This window comes from Stenotrophomonas beteli (assembly GCF_001431665.1).
Classification (GTDB): Bacteria; Pseudomonadota; Gammaproteobacteria; order Xanthomonadales; family Xanthomonadaceae; genus Stenotrophomonas; species Stenotrophomonas beteli.
On sequence record NZ_LLXV01000021.1, the window covers coordinates 100468 to 115796 of the forward strand.

17 protein-coding genes are annotated in these 15329 nt (G+C 67.9%); 2 read left to right on the forward strand and 15 right to left on the reverse strand.

The genetic code is table 11. The features are described from left to right. Positions 1 to 2: 2 nt before the first annotated feature. Entirely contained in the window at positions 3 to 242 is a 240-nt protein-coding gene (locus tag ARC23_RS04765; RefSeq protein WP_057496169.1) for a hypothetical protein, read from the reverse strand. A gap of 62 nt (positions 243 to 304) precedes the next feature. Here ARC23_RS04765 and ARC23_RS04770 point away from each other — a divergent pair, with 62 nt between their 5' ends. Then, positions 305 to 1765: an MATE family efflux transporter gene (locus ARC23_RS04770; RefSeq protein ID WP_057496170.1), complete on the forward strand. Its 1461-nt coding sequence runs from the start codon at positions 305 to 307 to the stop codon at positions 1763 to 1765. A 69-nt stretch (positions 1766 to 1834) separates the two neighbouring features. Here the strand turns inward: ARC23_RS04770 and ARC23_RS04775 are convergent, their stop codons facing one another. The 11 genes from ARC23_RS04775 to ffh form a co-directional block, all read right to left on the reverse strand. Continuing rightward, on the reverse strand, positions 1835 to 2242 hold the full coding sequence (locus tag ARC23_RS04775) for a DUF1801 domain-containing protein (RefSeq protein WP_057496171.1): 408 nt from the start codon (positions 2240 to 2242) through the stop codon (positions 1835 to 1837). 38 nt (positions 2243 to 2280) lie between these two features. Then, a complete protein-coding gene (locus ARC23_RS04780; RefSeq protein ID WP_057496172.1) occupies positions 2281 to 2715 on the reverse strand; it encodes a DUF1801 domain-containing protein in 435 nt (144 codons plus the stop codon). Between the two features lie 79 nt (positions 2716 to 2794). Continuing rightward, positions 2795 to 3175, reverse strand: a complete 381-nt coding sequence (locus tag ARC23_RS04785) for a DUF6404 family protein (protein ID WP_057496173.1) — start codon at positions 3173 to 3175, stop codon at positions 2795 to 2797. Positions 3176 to 3257: 82 nt separating this feature from the next. Further along, positions 3258 to 3659: a 50S ribosomal protein L19 gene (gene rplS, locus ARC23_RS04790; protein WP_005408597.1), complete on the reverse strand. Its 402-nt coding sequence runs from the start codon at positions 3657 to 3659 to the stop codon at positions 3258 to 3260. Between the two features lie 154 nt (positions 3660 to 3813). Then, positions 3814 to 4572 carry a tRNA (guanosine(37)-N1)-methyltransferase TrmD gene (trmD, locus tag ARC23_RS04795; protein ID WP_057496174.1) on the reverse strand — a complete coding sequence of 253 codons (759 nt, stop codon included), beginning with the start codon at positions 4570 to 4572 and terminating at the stop codon, positions 3814 to 3816. An 8-nt stretch (positions 4573 to 4580) separates the two neighbouring features. Further along, complete coding sequence (gene rimM, locus ARC23_RS04800; protein WP_057496175.1) at positions 4581 to 5093, reverse strand: ribosome maturation factor RimM; 513 nt, start codon at positions 5091 to 5093, stop codon at positions 4581 to 4583. 44 nt (positions 5094 to 5137) lie between these two features. Next, positions 5138 to 5398 carry a 30S ribosomal protein S16 gene (rpsP, locus tag ARC23_RS04805; protein ID WP_005415733.1) on the reverse strand — a complete coding sequence of 87 codons (261 nt, stop codon included), beginning with the start codon at positions 5396 to 5398 and terminating at the stop codon, positions 5138 to 5140. 99 nt (positions 5399 to 5497) lie between these two features. Next, positions 5498 to 6310 (reverse strand): aminotransferase class IV family protein, encoded by an 813-nt coding sequence (locus ARC23_RS04810; RefSeq protein ID WP_057496176.1) that lies wholly within the window; start codon positions 6308 to 6310, stop codon positions 5498 to 5500. Then, positions 6307 to 7383 (reverse strand): NAD(P)H-dependent flavin oxidoreductase, encoded by a 1077-nt coding sequence (locus tag ARC23_RS04815; protein ID WP_057496177.1) that lies wholly within the window; start codon positions 7381 to 7383, stop codon positions 6307 to 6309. The genes ARC23_RS04810 and ARC23_RS04815 overlap by 4 nt, the downstream gene beginning before the upstream one ends. 81 nt (positions 7384 to 7464) lie before the next feature. Then, the gene (locus tag ARC23_RS04820) at positions 7465 to 7899 is read right to left on the reverse strand and encodes a hypothetical protein (protein ID WP_152985205.1); all 435 of its coding nucleotides are present in this window, start codon (positions 7897 to 7899) and stop codon (positions 7465 to 7467) included. A 95-nt stretch (positions 7900 to 7994) separates the two neighbouring features. Further along, a complete protein-coding gene (ffh, locus tag ARC23_RS04825; RefSeq protein ID WP_014036403.1) occupies positions 7995 to 9371 on the reverse strand; it encodes a signal recognition particle protein in 1377 nt (458 codons plus the stop codon). Between the two features lie 122 nt (positions 9372 to 9493). Between ffh and ARC23_RS04830 the strand changes: the two genes are divergently transcribed. Next, positions 9494 to 10288 (forward strand): cytochrome C assembly family protein, encoded by a 795-nt coding sequence (locus ARC23_RS04830; protein ID WP_057496179.1) that lies wholly within the window; start codon positions 9494 to 9496, stop codon positions 10286 to 10288. A gap of 41 nt (positions 10289 to 10329) precedes the next feature. Here the strand turns inward: ARC23_RS04830 and ARC23_RS04835 are convergent, their stop codons facing one another. The 3 genes from ARC23_RS04835 to ARC23_RS04845 all read right to left on the reverse strand — a co-directional run bounded on the left by ARC23_RS04835 (position 10330) and on the right by ARC23_RS04845 (position 15105). Continuing rightward, positions 10330 to 10788 carry a YqhG/Tai3 family protein gene (locus ARC23_RS04835; protein ID WP_057496316.1) on the reverse strand — a complete coding sequence of 153 codons (459 nt, stop codon included), beginning with the start codon at positions 10786 to 10788 and terminating at the stop codon, positions 10330 to 10332. A gap of 103 nt (positions 10789 to 10891) precedes the next feature. Continuing rightward, positions 10892 to 13198 carry a tetratricopeptide repeat protein gene (locus tag ARC23_RS04840; protein WP_057496180.1) on the reverse strand — a complete coding sequence of 769 codons (2307 nt, stop codon included), beginning with the start codon at positions 13196 to 13198 and terminating at the stop codon, positions 10892 to 10894. Positions 13199 to 13248: 50 nt separating this feature from the next. After that, positions 13249 to 15105: an ATP-binding protein gene (locus ARC23_RS04845; protein ID WP_057496181.1), complete on the reverse strand. Its 1857-nt coding sequence runs from the start codon at positions 15103 to 15105 to the stop codon at positions 13249 to 13251. Between the last annotated feature and the right edge of the window lie 224 nt (positions 15106 to 15329).

Genomic DNA, 15329 nt, shown 5'->3' on the forward strand with positions numbered 1-15329 from the left:
AACTACTCCGGTGGCTTGTTCAAGGGACGCGGATTGTCCGGGTCGGCGCGGCAGCCGGTGCCGCCGATCAGGGGCCGCACGCCGGACGCAAGATCCTGGCGTTGGCTGCCAACCAGGCATTCGGGCCGGTCGGTGGGGCGGATCCGGGTATCACCCAACCGGTCGTCCATCGAACATGCGGCCAGTGCGGCGCCGATCAAGGCCAGCGCTACGCTCCACTTCACCTGCAGTCGTTGATGCATTGCCACATCCCGCAAACCGGCTTGGTGCTAGTGTGCGCCTCCCGGGATTCGATCACCACTCCATGGCCAAAGCGCCGCTTGACCTGACCTCCGGCCCGATCGGCCGCAGTCTCCTGCTGTTCTCCCTGCCGATCCTGGCGGGCAACATCGCACAGTCACTGAACGGCTCGGTGAACGCGGTCTGGGTGGGGCGCTTCCTCGGCGAGGCGGCGCTGACCGCCACCGCGAACGCCAACAACATCATGTTTTTCCTGATCGGCTCGGTGTTCGGCTTCGGCATGGCCTCCACCATCCTGATCGGCCAGGCCATGGGTGCACGCGACATCGCGCAGGCGCGGCGGGTGGTCGGCACCAGCGCCACGTTCTTCATCGGGCTGTCGGTGATCATCGCCGTCGCCGGCTGGTTCATGGCCCACCCGCTGCTGGCGGCGATGGGCACGCCGGCGGCCTCGTTGCCATTGGCCGAGGCCTACCTGCAGATCATCTTCCTGGCGATGCCGACGCTGTATGCATTCGCCTTCCTCACTGCCGCGCTGCGCGGTGCCGGCGATTCGCGCACGCCGTTCCGCTTCCTGATGGTGTCGGTGGTCCTGGACATCGTGCTCAACCCCCTGCTGATCTTCGGCGTGGGCCCGCTGCCTGCGCTCGGCATCGCCGGCTCTGCCTGGGCCACGCTGGTCGCGCAGACGCTGTCTCTGGCCGGCCTACTGCTGTACATGCGCCACAAACGCCACAGCCTGTGGCTGGGCCGTGCCGACATGCACCTGTTCAAGCTCGACCTGGCCATCCTCAAGTCGCTGGTGGTGAAGGGCGTGCCGATGGGCTTCCAGATGGTGCTGATCTCGCTGTCGATCATCCTGCTGATGACCATGGTCAACCGGTACGGCACCGACACCGCCGCCGGTTATGGTGCCGCGCTGCAACTGTGGAACTACCTGCAGATGCCGGCGATGGCGATCGGCGCGGCCTGTTCGTCGATGGCCGCGCAGAACGTCGGCGCGCAGCGCTGGGACCGCGTGCGCGGCACTGCGCGCCAGGGTGTGCTGTTCAACTTCCTGCTGACCGGTGCGCTGATCCTGCCGCTGGTGGTGTTCGACCGGCAGCTGCTTGCACTGTTCCTGCCGCCGGCCAGCCAGGCACTGGAGACGGCCCGGCATCTGAATCACGTGGTGATCGGCTCGTTCCTGTTCTTCGGCGTCAGCTTCGTGATCTCTGGCGTGGTGCGCTCCACCGGCGCGGTCATCGCCCCGCTGCTGATCCTGGCCGCATCGCTGTGGGGCGTGCGTGTGCCGTTCGCCGAACTGCTGCAACCGTACTGGGGCGCCGATGCAATCTGGTGGAGTTTCCCGGTCAGTTCGCTGGTCTCGATGCTGCTGTCGCTGGCCTATTACCGCTGGGGCGGCTGGCGCAAGGCAAAGATGATGGGCAGCCCATCGCACGCTGAAGAGCTGGCCACGCCCTCGGAAGTGCCTGCCTGCCCGCCCTCGCCGGTGGCCGACCCGGATGCCGCACCGCCACGGTAGTGCCGGCCGCTGGCCGGCAACCTCATGCCTCTCCGGAAGCATCAGGCAACAGCCGGCCAGCGGCCGGCTCTACCGTTTCTTCCTGGCCGCGTTGAACGTCGCCGCCGCACGCAGCAAGGCCTTCAACGCAGTCGCATCCGGCATCGCCCCTTCATGGATGTCGATCGCGCGCCGGGTGTTGCCGTCCAGGCTGGCGTTGAACAGGCCCTTCGGGTCCGGCAGCGCCGCGCCGTGGGCGAAGGTCAGTTTCACCGCCTGCCTGTAGGTTTCGCCGGTGCACAGAATGCCGTCCTGCTCCCACACCGGCGTGCCGCGCCACTTCCAGGTTTCCTGCACGTCGGGCAGGGCTTCATGGATCAAGGCGCGTACGCGTGCCAGCGATTCGCCGCGCCAGTCACCCAGTTCGGCGATGCGCGCGTCGATCAGTTCAGCGGCCGGTGTTCCGGCATCGGCAGGGTTCGGTGCATGCGTGGCCATCAGCGGCTCTCGTCGGGAAGGGAATCGGAACGTCGGGGTTACATGCGCTCGCCGGGCAACGCGGCGGCCTGGCGCACCCAGTCGCGGAACTGCGTTTCATCCAACGGGGCATCTTCGAAGATGTGCAGGTAGCGCGTGTCGGCACTCCTGGACGGCTCGGGTGGCATCGGCTTCAGTGCAGCGCCACGGAAGAACGCCACCTTGATGTAGCGGGTGAAGCAATGGAAGCTGAGGAACCAGCCTGCGCCCGGGGCCACCGCATACATCGGTGAGTTCCATTTCACCGCCTTGTGCAGGCCGGGTACGACCTGTTCGATCAGCGCATCCAGCTGTGCGCCGATCGGGCGTTTCCAGTCCGGCATGGCGGCGATGTACGCCTGCACCGGAGCATCGCCCTCGCCCTTGGCGATCTGCGGGTTGCCACCGGACAGCAGCGTGGGCGCAGCGGCGGGCGCGGTTGGCTTGGCAGGCATCGCACGGTACGAGCATCGGGATGAAGCTGCAGCCTAGCGCGGCCCGTAGCCGCCGGTCACGGCGCAGTGCGCCATCGGCTCAGTCCGCCTGCCGCGCCCGGAACCGGCGCCAGTCCGGCAGCTTGCGGTGGCGGCGCAGCGAGCGCATCAGCGCCGCCATCACCATGCCGAACAGCGCTCCGGCCAGCAGACCGACCGCCAGCAGCAGCCCCAGCGGGCGCTCGCTGCCCTGCCACAGCATCAGCCACATCAGCGCGGTCCAGAACAGCCCGAACAGCAGGCCCTGCACCAGCGCGTTGGTAGCAAAACCGGCCAGGATCGGCGGCGGCAGTGCAATGCCCAGGCGCCACAGCAGGCGATGCAGCAGCGGTGCCGACTGCACGCGCGCCAGCCCCTTGCCGTCGAGAAAGCGCAGCGCCGCCTGGATCACGGCGGGATAGCGCGGGTTGATGTCGTTCATCACCCGATCGTGGCCGATGCCGTGCCACAAACGCAAACGGCCGCCCGAAGGCGGCCGTCGCGGCAACAACCGAAGTTGTTTATCAGGCCTTTTCGGCCAGGCGGGCAGCCTTGGCGGCAGCAGCGGCAGCCAGGTCTTCCTTGATGCGGGCAGCCTTGCCTTCCAGGCCACGCAGGTAGTACAGCTTACCGGCGCGGACCTTACCACGACGCTTCACTTCGACCGAGTCGATGATGGCGCTGTGGGTCTGGAACACGCGCTCGACGCCGTAGCCGTGCGAGATCTTGCGCACGGTGAACGAGGAGTTCAGGCCGGCGTTCTTGGTGGCGATGACGACGCCTTCGTAGGCCTGCACGCGCTCGCGGCTGCCTTCCTTCACCTTCACGTTGACGACAACGGTGTCGCCCTGGCTGAACTTCGGCAGTTCACGGGTGATCTGGGCGGATTCGAATTCCGCGACGATGGACTTGTTCAGCTTGCTCATGGGTTACACCGATTCTTGTTCGGGTGGGCGTGTCGTATCGACAACGTAGGCTCATGCAGTCACCGGACTGTGCTGCACGTTTGTTTTGGGTACTGCGCGCGCCGACCGGGGCCGGCGGGAATTGGCCATGATAGCCGATAAAGCCAGCCCTGCGCTAGGGGCCGGCCTTCTGGTTCCGGGCCTGGCGGCCCTGCTCCAGCAGTTTGCGGTCGGCCTTGCCCAGCGCCTGTTCATCCAGCAGGTCCGGGCGCCGCGCGGCGGTCCGCAGCAGCGACTGCTGGCGGCGCCAGGCGGCGATGGCCGCGTGGTTGCCCGAACGCAGCACCTCCGGCACGTCACCCAGCGGGTGCTGGGCCGGCTGGCTGTAATGCGGGCAGTCGAGCAGGCCGAGGTCGCCCTCGAAGCTGTCCTGCGCTGCCGATTCGGCGTCGTTCAGGGCACCGTCCTGCAGGCGGGCCACGGCGTCGATGATCACCGCCGCGCCCAGTTCCCCCCCGGACAGCACGTAGTCGCCGAGGGAAATCTCCTCGTCGACATTGGCCTCCAGGAAACGCTCGTCGATGCCCTCGTAGCGGCCGCAGAGCAGGACCATGCGCGGCAGTGCCGCCAGTTCCCGCACCTTGGCCTGGGTCAACGGCGCGCCCTGCGGGCTGAGGTAGATCACCCGCGCCGGGGCCGGATCGGCCTCACGGATCGCCTGCAGGCAGGCCTGCAGCGGCTCGATCAGCATCACCATGCCCGGGCCACCACCGAACGGACGGTCGTCCACCCGGCGGTAATTGCCTTCGGCGTAGTCACGGGGGTTCCAGCCATGCAGGCTGAACAGCCCCTTCTCCTGCGCACGCCCGACCACGCCCAGCCCAGCGGACTGGGCGAGGAATTCGGGGAACAGGGTGATGACGTCGAAACGCATGCTCACACTCAGAACTCGGGATCCCAGTCGACTACGACCAGGTTGGCCTCGAAATCGACGGAAACCACGAAGTCCGGCTGCACGAACGGAATCATCCGCTCGCGGTCACCGCGGACCACCACCACATCGTTGGCGCCGGTGCTGAACAGATGCGAGACCTGGCCCAGGGCAACGCCCTCGGTGGTCTTCACGTCCAGGCCTTCCAGGTCCACCCAGTAGTATTCATCGGGCTTCGGCGGCGGCAACGCGCTGCGGGCCACGTAGATCTCGGTGCCACGCATCGCTTCGACCGCATCACGGTCCTCGACGCCGGGGAACCGGGCGACCAGGTGCTTGCCGCTGTCGCGGCCACGCACACCTTCAATCGTGGTTTCCACGCCGGACGGGCTGCGCACGATCCACGGCTGGTAACGGAAAATGGCGGAACGTGGCTCGGTCCAGGACTCGAGCTTGATCTCGCCGCGCACACCAAAAGCGCCGACAACCCTGCCCAGCAGGATGCGGCGCTCGATATCTTTCATCTGCTTCAACCAAGAGGGCCACGCCGAAGCGTGGCCCGTCAGGATCAGGCCGCAGCGGCCTGGGACTTGGTCGCTTCCTTGATCAGGTTGCGGACCTTGTCGGTCGGCTGGGCGCCGTTCTTGACCCAATGGTCAACGCGGGCCAGGTCCAGCTCGATGCGCTTCTCGGCGCCCTGGGCGACCGGGTTGTAGAAGCCAACGCGCTCGATGTTGCGGCCGTCGCGCGCGCTGCGCACGTCGGTGACGATGATGTGGTAGAACGGACGCTTCTTGGCGCCGCCGCGGGTCAGTCGAATCTTGACCATGGTGTTTTTCCTATTGCCCAGTCGCCAGGATGGCGAGGTAAGCGGGCGATTATAGCGGCAGAGCCCGGCCGAGCCAACCCCGGGGACGTACTCCTGGGGTCAGATCCCTTTTGCGCCGCAGAAGGGATCTGACCCCAGCCTGTCCCAAGCCACCGCCGCCAGCACCGCCCTGCCCTGTTCAGCCAGCGCCTGCGAGCCGGGCAGCATGTGCCCGTCGATGGCCTCCAGCGCCCAAAGGCCGCTGGCGTTGCAGGCAAAAGCGGCCTTCACGCCGGCCAGTGCGGCCCTCGGCAAGGGCCGGGTGGCCTGCAGACCGGGCCAATGCTGCTTCAGCAGGCTCTCGGCCGTACCGCGCAGGGCAGGCGCACGCGGCCAGAGCAGCTGGTGGCCATCGTGCACGGCCAGGTTCCAGGTCGTGCCTTCGCTGACATGATCATCGGAACCGACCAGCAGGGCATCGTCGAAGCCCTCGGCCAGCGCCGCCCGGCGCTGCGCGAACAGGCCGAACGTACCCACATGCTTGATCTGGGGCAGCTCACGCTGCCAGGCCACGCAGCGCACCTGCTTGGCCGCGCTCAAGGCCACCGGCGCCGACACCGCCACCAGCACGTCCACCGGCACCGCCGCCAGCGGATTGCGGAAATCGAAGTGGCGCGAATACACGGTCACCCGCAGCGAGGCATCGGCCTGCCCTGACTGCCGCAATGCCTGCGCCATCCACGCCTGCACCTGCGCCGTGTCGAGCTCGCTGCCGAACAGTTCACGCGTGGCCTGTGACAGCCTTGCCAGATGCAGGCCCAGTCCCTGCACTGCGTGGTCGCGCACCTGCAGCGAGGTGAAGTGGCCGTAGTTCACCAGCGCCGGCAGCAGATCCTCGACCTGTGCCGGCAGGCCGTTGCAGGTCAGCGTCATCGCAGCAGCGCCTGCGCCTGTTCCCACATGCCGCGCAGCACGTCGGCGGCCGGCTGTGCCGGCGCCATCCACGCCGACTGCCCGGCCCAGGCCTGCATCGCGGCCAGCCGGTTTTCCTGCACGGCCTGCCTGCGCATCGGCGCGGTCAGCCCGCGCTGCACCGGGTACGGGCGTGGTGCCGGGGCGCCTTCCGCAGCGACGGCGCGCACATAGGGTGTCGCCAGGCCACGGCCCAAGCGACCGCTGAAGGCGCGGGTCGGCCAGGTGTCTTCGGGTTCGCTGGCGGCCAGCCCATCAGCCCACGCCGAGGCGATCGCCGCTTCGGGCGTGCGCAGGAAGGCGGTACCGATCTGCACGGCGCTGGCCCCCAACGTGAGTGCGGCGGCGATGCCACGGCCATCGGCAATGCCGCCGGCGGCAATCACTGGAATCTGCAGGTGATCGGCCAGGCGTGGCAGCAGCGCGAACAGGCCGACCAGCTGGCGTTCGGCCATCGCCGGATCGAACGCACCGCGATGGCCACCGGCCTCCATGCCTTGCGCCACCACCGCATCGGCACCGGCATCCTGGGCGGCGCGTGCTTCAGACAACGTGGTCGCGCACGCGATCCAGGCGATGCCGGCGTCCTTGAGCTGTTGCACGTGGCGCGGCAACAGTACGCCCATGATGGTCGAGGCCACCGCCGGGCGCGCCGCCAGCAGTGCGGCGAACTGTTCTTCGAAGTCGGCGGGCGTGGCGTCGGCGGCGCTGGCTGGCACGTCCGGGCCCCACTGCGCGAGGAAGGCGCGGCTGGCGGCCTCGGCGGCAACATCACGGGTCGGTGCCGGGTCCGGCACCCACAGGTTCACCTGCGCCGGGCCGGTCGAGGCCGCGCGGAAATCGTCCATCCAGCGCCCGATGTCGGCCGACGACGACAGCACCGCGCCCATCGCGCCCATGCTGCCGGCGTTGGCCAGCGCCGCCGACAACGGCACCGGGCACGCACCGGCCATCGGTGCCAGCAGGATCGGAAGCTGCAATGAAAAACGCCGACAGAAGGCGTCGGCGCGTTCAAGGGTCGGCAATGCGTTCACGCGACATACCTGTGGGAGAAGTCGCTGCCCAGCATACGCCAGTCACTGCGGCCAGAACCCGAGGGGCTGGCCGCGCGAGGATCAGCGCGCCGCCACTGCGTAGGTGCGCACCAGCTGGCTGTCCATCTCCTCGTTGAACTGGAAGGTCACATAGCGTGCGTCGTCGGCGGCGAATTCCACCTCGGCCGATGCACGGCCGATCTCGGTACCGTCGGCGTCCAGCGCGCGCGCCACCAGCTTGCCCTTGAAGGCCTTGTCGGCCACTACGTACACCGCCGCGTCCTTGGAACCCAAGCCACGGCTCTTGCCCAGGGTCACGGTCAGGCCGCGTGCGGCCAGGCCCGGATCGGCCTGAAGCGTCACATTCATGCGCTTGTCCACGCCCTCGCCCAGGCCTGCGACGAAATCGGCAGCCGTGCCACTGATGGCACTGCCAGCCTTCTGCGACACCGAGGTGTCGTCCTTGCATGCGGTCAGGCCCAGGGCCAGGACCATCACCACGGTCACTTTGTTCATGAACATTCCCTTGTCAGATACGGCAGGTAGTCAAGCAATACGGGCGGTGGCATGCAAGTGCCGATCCCGGCACCTGCGCCTTGCCCTCGCGCTGATCAACGGAACGGCATGCCGCGGCCGCCCATGGCGCCCATCATGCCCTTCATGCTGCGCAGCATGCCCTTCATGCCGCCGCCAGCCATCTTGCTCATCATCTTTTCCATCTGCATGTACTGCTTCATCAGCTTGTTGACGTCGGCCGGGGTGACGCCCGAGCCCTTGGCAATGCGCGCGCGGCGCGAGCCGTTCAGCAGGTTCGGGTTGCGCCGTTCCTTCTTGGTCATCGAGCCGATAATGGCGATCATGCGCGGCACTTCCTTGCCCTGGCTGACCTGCTGCTTCAGATGGTCGGGGATGTTGCCCAGGCCCGGCAACTTGTCCATCAGGCCGCCGATGCCGCCCATGTTCTGCATCTGCTCGAGCTGGTCGCGCATGTCGTTCAGGTCGAACTTCTTGCCCTTGGCGACCTTCTCGGCCAGCTTGGCGGCCTTGTCCTTGTCGACCTGCTGCTCGACCTGCTCGACCAGCGATAGCACGTCGCCCATGTCGAGGATGCGGCTGGCGATACGGTCCGGGTGGAACACGTCCAGGCCTTCCGGCTTTTCACTGACACCGACAAACTTGATCGGCTTGCCGGTGATGTAGCGCACGCTCAGCGCGGCGCCGCCGCGGGCGTCACCGTCGGTCTTGGTCAGCACCACGCCGGTCAGCGGCAGGGCATCGCCGAAGGCCTTGGCGGTGTTGGCCGCGTCCTGGCCGGTCATGGCGTCGACCACGAACAGGGTTTCGGCCGGGTTGACCGCCGCGTGCAGGGCCTTGATCTCGGCCATCATCGCTTCGTCGATGGCCAGGCGGCCGGCGGTATCGACCAGCAGCACGTCCACGAACGACTTGCGCGCGTCGTCGATGGCGGCGCGGACGATGGCCTCCGGCTTCTGGTCGGCGCTGGACGGGAAGAACAGCACGCCGACCTGTTCAGCCAGGGTCTTCAGCTGCTCGATGGCGGCCGGACGGTAGACGTCGGCCGAGACCACCATCACCTTCTTCTTGCGCTTTTCCTTCAGGTGCTTGGCCAGCTTGCCCACCGTGGTGGTCTTGCCGGCGCCCTGCAGGCCCGCCATCAGGATGATGGCCGGGGCAGGAACATTGAGGTTCAGGTCGCTGGCTTCGGCGCCCATCACCGCGGTCAGCTCGTCGCGCACCACCTTGATCAGGGCCTGGCCCGGGGTCAGCGACTTCAGCACTTCCTGGCCGACCGCGCGCACCTTGATGCGCTCGATCAGGGCCTGCACCACCGGCAGCGCAACGTCGGCCTCAAGCAGCGCGATGCGGACCTCGCGGGTCGCCTCGCGGATGTTCTCCTCGGTCAGGCGGCCGCGGCCACGCAGGCGCTCGATGGTGCCGGAAAGGCGCTGGGTCAGGGACTCGAACATGCGGCGCAACCTGTCTGAAAGCGGGGGACAATAAGGCAGACAGTATAGCGGGTCCGCCCCGCCCCCCGGGCTGCGACGCCGCGGCCGTCGCCACCGCAGCGGGGGTATGCGAAACTGCAACGATGACAATCGTTCTCATCGCCGTCCTGCTCTACCTGGCCGCCAGTGCCCTGCTGGTGCGCGCGCTCGGCCGCGATGAAAGCACCGGCTCCCCCACCTGGCTGTGGCCCGCCCTGCCAGCGATGCTGCTGCATGGCGGCTACCACGTGATGGTGGCGATGCGTACCAGCGGCGGGCCGGACATGCACTTCTTCGCCGCGCTGTCGCTGGTCGGCCTGGGCATGGCCTGGCTGACCTCGCTGGTCGGTGCGCGTGGGCGGATGTCGGCGCTGGGCGTGGTGGTGTTCCCGCTGGCCGCGGTGCTGCTGCTGGCCTACCACGGCTACGGCCACGAACCGAGCAGGATGCTGGGCTGGCGCCTGGCCAGCCATGCCTGGCTGGCGCTGCTGGCCTATGCCACGCTGAGCATCGCCGCACTGCTGGCGATCATGCTGTGGCTGCAGGAACGCGCACTGCGCCGCCGCGAGTTCCGCCCATGGCTGCGCGCCCTGCCGCCACTGGCCGACCTGGAGTCGCTGCTGTTCCGGGTGATCACCGTGGGTTTCGCGCTGCTGACCCTGACCCTGGTCACCGGCGTGCTGTTCGTCGATGACCTGCTGGCGCAGAAGCTGGTGCACAAGACCGTGCTGAGCGTGCTGTCGTGGATCGTGTTCGGCGTGCTGCTGATCGGCCGTCGCCGCTATGGCTGGCGCGGCATGAAGGCGGTGCACTGGACGCTGGCGGCGATGCTGTTGCTGCTGCTGGCCTTCTTCGGCAGCCAGTTCGTGATCGAACTGGTGTTCGGGCACACGCGGTAGGCGGTGTGCCGACCAACGGTCGGCGCCCACCGGCGCTACCGTCAAGGCTGCGCCAGGATCTTCCGCACCGAGCGGCCGCTGTTGGTGAGAATGTCATCGACCTGCCAGCACCCCTGGCCCTGGCGCACCATCGGCAGGCGGGTCACGTAGGCCTTCTTCCACACCGAATAGCGCATCTCGACCTGGCCGGCGGTGGCCGAGGCCTCTTTCCAGCGGTAGCGCACCGGAGGTTCGATGTCGCCGTCCTGCGCATCCAGCCACGGATCGGAATCGATCGTACAGATGCCCTCCTCGCGCTGCTGGCAGGCGCGCTCGCCACGCAGTGCCTCGCCGAAGGCCGCGCTGACCAGCGCCGGCGGTGGCTCCAGCAGATCGCCATCGCCCGTCGTTGCCTCGTAGAAGGCACGGGCAATGGCCGTGGGTTCCCTGCAGGCCGGTGCGGCCTGCACGATGGGGGCCAGCAGCACCCCGGCAAGCAAGAACATCCCTGTCTTTCGCATGTAGTCCATTTCTGGGTGGTGGTGATCCGTGTAGAGCCGAGCCCATGCCCGGCTACTTTCGGCGTGAGCCGAGCGCAGGCTCGGCTCTACAGGAGCGTGGAGCCTACAACCCGTAACGCTCGATCACGTCCAGGTGTGGCTGGCGATCCTGGTCGCAGGCTTCGGCCAGGCGCAGCCAGCAGTGCGGATGCGGCCACTTCACGGTTTCCTGCTGCAGGAAGCGGTGCAGCGCCAGCGGCGCATGGTCCTGCGGCTGGGCCACCGTGAACAGCAGGCCCGGCAGCGTGCCCTCCTCCGCATCGGGATCGGTCACGGTGTAGTCCGGGCGGCAGTGCGACCACACCTTCCAACCCTGTGCTTCGGCCGCCTCGACGAAGGCATTCCAGGCCTCGTCGCCCGGGTGCGCGCCGTCGATCATCCAGCTGCGGGCGAAGCCACCGCGCTCCAGCACATGCACCTGCGCATAGGTCGGGATGAAATGCTCGCGAGCTTCCTCCTCCTCGGGTGCCGGATGCACCAGCGCGGCATCGAACACCACCCAGTCGCCCACCTGCTGGGCGCGGTTGGACGGCGCATTCTCGACGATGCGTGCGGTGACCGGGCCACTGCGGCGCGCGTAGTACTCCATCGGTTCGCCGTTCTCTTCGCTGCGGATGATCACCCAGCCCCACGGTTCCTCGACCACGCCCTCGTGGCTGGACAGCTCCATGCCAAGCGCCGCAGCCGAGCGGCGCACCGCATCCCAGTCGCGTGCCGCGCTGGCCGCACTCATATGGTCCCAATGCGCGGCATTCGGTTCTTCCAGCAGCTCCACCAGCTGCGCATAGCAGGCCTGTGCCTCGCTGAAGCGGCCGGTTTCCATGTACATCCGCGCCAGCGTGCTGCGTGCACCGTGCGAACCCGGCGATGCCGCCAGCAGCGCCTGCGCGGCCTGCTCCAGCGCCGGCCAATCGGACACCCGGCGGGCGCGCTGCACCTCGCACCAGTGCGCGAACACCGGCACGCTGCTGCGGTAGACCTCGGCCAGCTGCCGCAGGCCGTCGTCATCCCCCTGCTCGGCCAGCCAGCGCATCAGCGTGTAGGCCGCAGGGCCGTCATCCTGCGCATGTGCGCGCACGAATCGCCACAGCAATGCGCGCGCTTCCGCCTGTGCACCACAGGCGCTCAACGCAGAGGCGGCCATCTCGGCCAGCGCTTCGTCATCGGGCAGCTGCGCCTGTGCCTGCAGCAGCCACTGCGCCTCGCGTTCGGGATCGCGCGACTGGTTCTGTTCGCCCTGCGCCTCCAGCCACGCCAGCAACTCGCCGGCCAGTACCGGCAGCGGTGCGACCTCCGGCAACGCATCGATACGCGCAGCCAGGCCAGCCACCAGCGCAGCGGCGCCGCGGTCCTGGCGCAGCTGCGCCAGATGGGTACGGGCCAGTTCCAGCTGCCGTTGCGCCACCCAGCGCGCACCGCGCTGCAGGGCCAGCTCCAGGCTCAGTGCGGCCACCTCGATCAGCAGGCGGTGCGAACCGACGCGGGCGAAGTGTTCGATGATGGTGTTGAAGCGGGTGCCCAGATCCCAGGTATTGCGCTGCGGATCGCGCTGGCACAGCGCGGCGGCAGTGTTGGCCCACAGCCGCCAGTAGGTCGGGGTCAGTTCGCTCCACGGCACCAGCTGCTGCAGTGCTTCTTCGTCGCGCCCGAGCTGGGCCAGCGCCCAGGCCTTGGACAGGCGGCGCGGCACCGTGCAGTTGGCCGGCTCGTACTCTCCGGACGCAGCAACTTCGGCCTCCCGCTTTTCGATCAGCGCCAACGCCTCTTCAGCGCGGCCCATGCCGAGCAGGATCTTGATCTGCATCTCGGGGAAGCTGTCGAACACTTCCTTGCCGCAGGCCTCGATCGCGTCGGACTGCACCTGCAGGTAGTCCAATGCATCCTGGCCACGGCCATCATCAAGCAGCGCGTCGGCCTTCTCGCAGCTCAGGCACTGGAAACAGGCCCAGCTCGGATCGATGCGCGCCAGCGTTTCATCGCACACCTCGATGCGCTCGGGCACCCAGCCCGGGCCGTCGATGTTGCCGTAGCAGGCGGCCAGATCCTGGGTCACGCAGATCGACTGGGGGCACTCCAACGTATCTTCGCGATGGGCACGTTCGAACAGCGCTACCGCCTCGCCCAGCGCACTTTCACCTTCGACGCGGTTGCCGACGCGGTTGCGCAGCGCCCAGTGGCCGACGTAGACGTCGACCCACGGATTGTCCAGCGCCTTGCCCAGCGCGCGTGCTTCCGGCAGCAGGGCATCAACGCGATCAACGTGCAGCTCGCTCACCTCGTCGGCGAGCCGGTTCAGCAGCTGCGCATTCTGCGCCTGGCCGGCCTGGCGCAGGTCACCCTGCAGTTTTTCGACCCAGTTCCAGATGTCCATGGGGTAATTGTTCCTGTCTAGCGAAGGCTGGATGAGAGGGGGCGCGGTGCTCAGCGCAGCATCTGCTGCAGGGCACCGGCGATATCGGTAAAGGCGCCGTTGAGATCCGGGCCAGGTGTGGCCGTGGCACGGGCCAATGGACGGCCCTGCGCGGCGACGATGATCTTCAGCGAGCGCAGCAGGCGCGCCGCCGCTTCGGCCTGTGGATGACCCTCGCGCTGGGCGCGCAACAGCGCCTGCACCGCCGCGTTGTCCAGATTGAGGTACAGCCGCGACGGTGCGCGCGATTCGATGCGTGCGGTGAACTGCCGGGCCAGGCGCAGCGCAGCCATCGACACGCGCTTGTCGTTCTCGTCGTCTTCCAGGCGCTGCTTCAACTCGGCTTCGCGGTCCGGTACCACCACCACCGGCAGCGCCTCGGGGCTGAAGCGTGCCGGCAGCAGCTGCTCGCCGTCACCGAGCTGCTCGCGCAGCCAGGCCAGCTGCGCTTCGTCCAGACTATCATCACTGCGGAACAGCGCGCGATTGCCCTGCTCGGTGCCCAGTTCAACCAGGCGCAGGCCCTTGGCCTGGGCCCAGCGGCGCAGGAACGGCACCACCGCGTAGCGATGGCCATGCGCCACCGGCACGCCCATCGCGCGGAACAGCATCTCCTCGAAGCCGCCACCGTTATCGAGAATCACGTGCACAGCGCCACGTGCCGGCAACGCGCTGGCCGGCAGGTCGCCCTGCGAGGTCGGCACGCGCACATGCTCCATCAGCAGCTCGAACAGCCGGTCATCACAGAGTGCCGCGCCCAGCAGCGCCTCGTTGTGGCGGGTCAGTACCCGTCGCCACGCTTCCGGCTGCTGCCGCGCGACGTCGGCCAGGCCATCGATCAGCGCTTCCAGCAACGCATGCTGCACCGCGCGGTACTGGTCGTCGCGCTGCAGGTCTTCGCGGCTGGCGGTGGGCGTGAGGCGGGACGATTCGATCACTCCACCGATGAAACCGGCCCACGGCGGCAGCAGATCGCGCGCGTCGTCGTCCAGCAGCATGCCGCGCACGAACACCGACAGGTTGCGGTTGTCGCTGGTGCCATAGGTGGCGCCGTCCTGCACCCACAGCAGGCCGGTGGCATCGCTGCTGCCGTCGGCACGCAGCGGCACGGTGACAATCGGCTCGAAATCGTGCTCGAAGCGCGCAGCGAACTGCAGTGCCTGGCGGCGCGCCTGCACCGGGTGCACGGCCACGTCACCCTGCCCCCGCCACGGCGGCGGCTCGGGGTTGAGCGCTTCGGTCGCAGCACCGATGAAGATCGGCTCGGACAGCAGCGCGCAGTAGCGGCCCAGCACTTCGTGCAGGCGCGCCTCGTTGGCCAGCGGCAGGAAATCCGGATGCAGCTCCAGTTCCACCTCGGTGCCGACCGCACGTGCCGGCACTTCGCTGACGGTGTACTGCTCGGCGTTGCTGGACACGTACAGGTGCCCCAGAGCGGGCGTCTGGTATGACGTGGTACGCACGCTGACCCGGCGCGCCAGCACGAAAGCCGACAGGAAACCGAGGCCGAACATGCCGATCAGGCCTTCATCGTCCTCGCCGCCCTGGCGCAGGCCCCGGGTATAGCCGACGCCGACGGTGGCCAGGTAGTCGTGGATTTCCTGGCGGGTCAGGCCCGCCCCCGTGTCGGTGATGCGCAGCACGCCAGCACCGGCGTCGACCTGCACCGAGATGCGCGAAGGCACCTCGGTCCCGGGTTGCTCGATGCGCCGGCGGATGATCGAGTCGTGCGCGTTCTGCACCAGTTCGCGCAGGGCCACCACCGGGGTGGAATACAGGTGCTTGCCCAGCACCGTCATCAATCCATTGAGATCAACCCCGGCGCGGCGGATTTCGGCGTTGGGGGCGATGAGCGCGGTGTCCTGCATGTAATCGTTTACTCCTGGGCACGGAAAGACGCCAGAGGGCGTCTTCGTCGAGCGGGAAAAACTAGCACAGTGGAGCTGACCGTTACTGCATTGGCATGAGTAGACCCGAGCCGATGCTCGGCTGCCGTCCGTTCTCTGTAGAGTCGAGCCATGCTCGACGGCAGCTCCACCACCAGTCGAGCATGGCTCGACTCTACGAAAGGCAGCCGGGCGTGGGCGCGGCT

Excerpts from the sequence above, each read along its gene's own strand:
- rimM (WP_057496175.1), bottom strand. The coding sequence starts at position 5,093 with ATGAAAGATATCGAGCGCCGCATCCTGCTGGGCAGGGTTGTCGGCGCT.
- rplS (WP_005408597.1), bottom strand. The coding sequence starts at position 3,659 with ATGAGCAAGCTGAACAAGTCCATCGTCGCGGAATTCGAATCCGCCCAG.
- ffh (WP_014036403.1), bottom strand. The coding sequence starts at position 9,371 with ATGTTCGAGTCCCTGACCCAGCGCCTTTCCGGCACCATCGAGCGCCTG.
- ARC23_RS04775 (WP_057496171.1), bottom strand. The coding sequence starts at position 2,242 with ATGGCCACGCATGCACCGAACCCTGCCGATGCCGGAACACCGGCCGCT.
- ARC23_RS04785 (WP_057496173.1), bottom strand. The coding sequence starts at position 3,175 with ATGAACGACATCAACCCGCGCTATCCCGCCGTGATCCAGGCGGCGCTG.
- ARC23_RS04810 (WP_057496176.1), bottom strand. The coding sequence starts at position 6,310 with ATGACGCTGACCTGCAACGGCCTGCCGGCACAGGTCGAGGATCTGCTG.
- ARC23_RS04830 (WP_057496179.1), top strand. The coding sequence starts at position 9,494 with ATGACAATCGTTCTCATCGCCGTCCTGCTCTACCTGGCCGCCAGTGCC.
- trmD (WP_057496174.1), bottom strand. The coding sequence starts at position 4,572 with ATGCGTTTCGACGTCATCACCCTGTTCCCCGAATTCCTCGCCCAGTCC.
- ARC23_RS04820 (WP_152985205.1), bottom strand. The coding sequence starts at position 7,899 with ATGAACAAAGTGACCGTGGTGATGGTCCTGGCCCTGGGCCTGACCGCA.
- ARC23_RS04845 (WP_057496181.1), bottom strand. The coding sequence starts at position 15,105 with ATGCAGGACACCGCGCTCATCGCCCCCAACGCCGAAATCCGCCGCGCC.
- ARC23_RS04765 (WP_057496169.1), bottom strand. The coding sequence starts at position 242 with ATGCATCAACGACTGCAGGTGAAGTGGAGCGTAGCGCTGGCCTTGATC.
- ARC23_RS04835 (WP_057496316.1), bottom strand. The coding sequence starts at position 10,788 with ATGCGAAAGACAGGGATGTTCTTGCTTGCCGGGGTGCTGCTGGCCCCC.
- rpsP (WP_005415733.1), bottom strand. The coding sequence starts at position 5,398 with ATGGTCAAGATTCGACTGACCCGCGGCGGCGCCAAGAAGCGTCCGTTC.
- ARC23_RS04840 (WP_057496180.1), bottom strand. The coding sequence starts at position 13,198 with ATGGACATCTGGAACTGGGTCGAAAAACTGCAGGGTGACCTGCGCCAG.
- ARC23_RS04780 (WP_057496172.1), bottom strand. The coding sequence starts at position 2,715 with ATGCCTGCCAAGCCAACCGCGCCCGCCGCTGCGCCCACGCTGCTGTCC.
- ARC23_RS04770 (WP_057496170.1), top strand. The coding sequence starts at position 305 with ATGGCCAAAGCGCCGCTTGACCTGACCTCCGGCCCGATCGGCCGCAGT.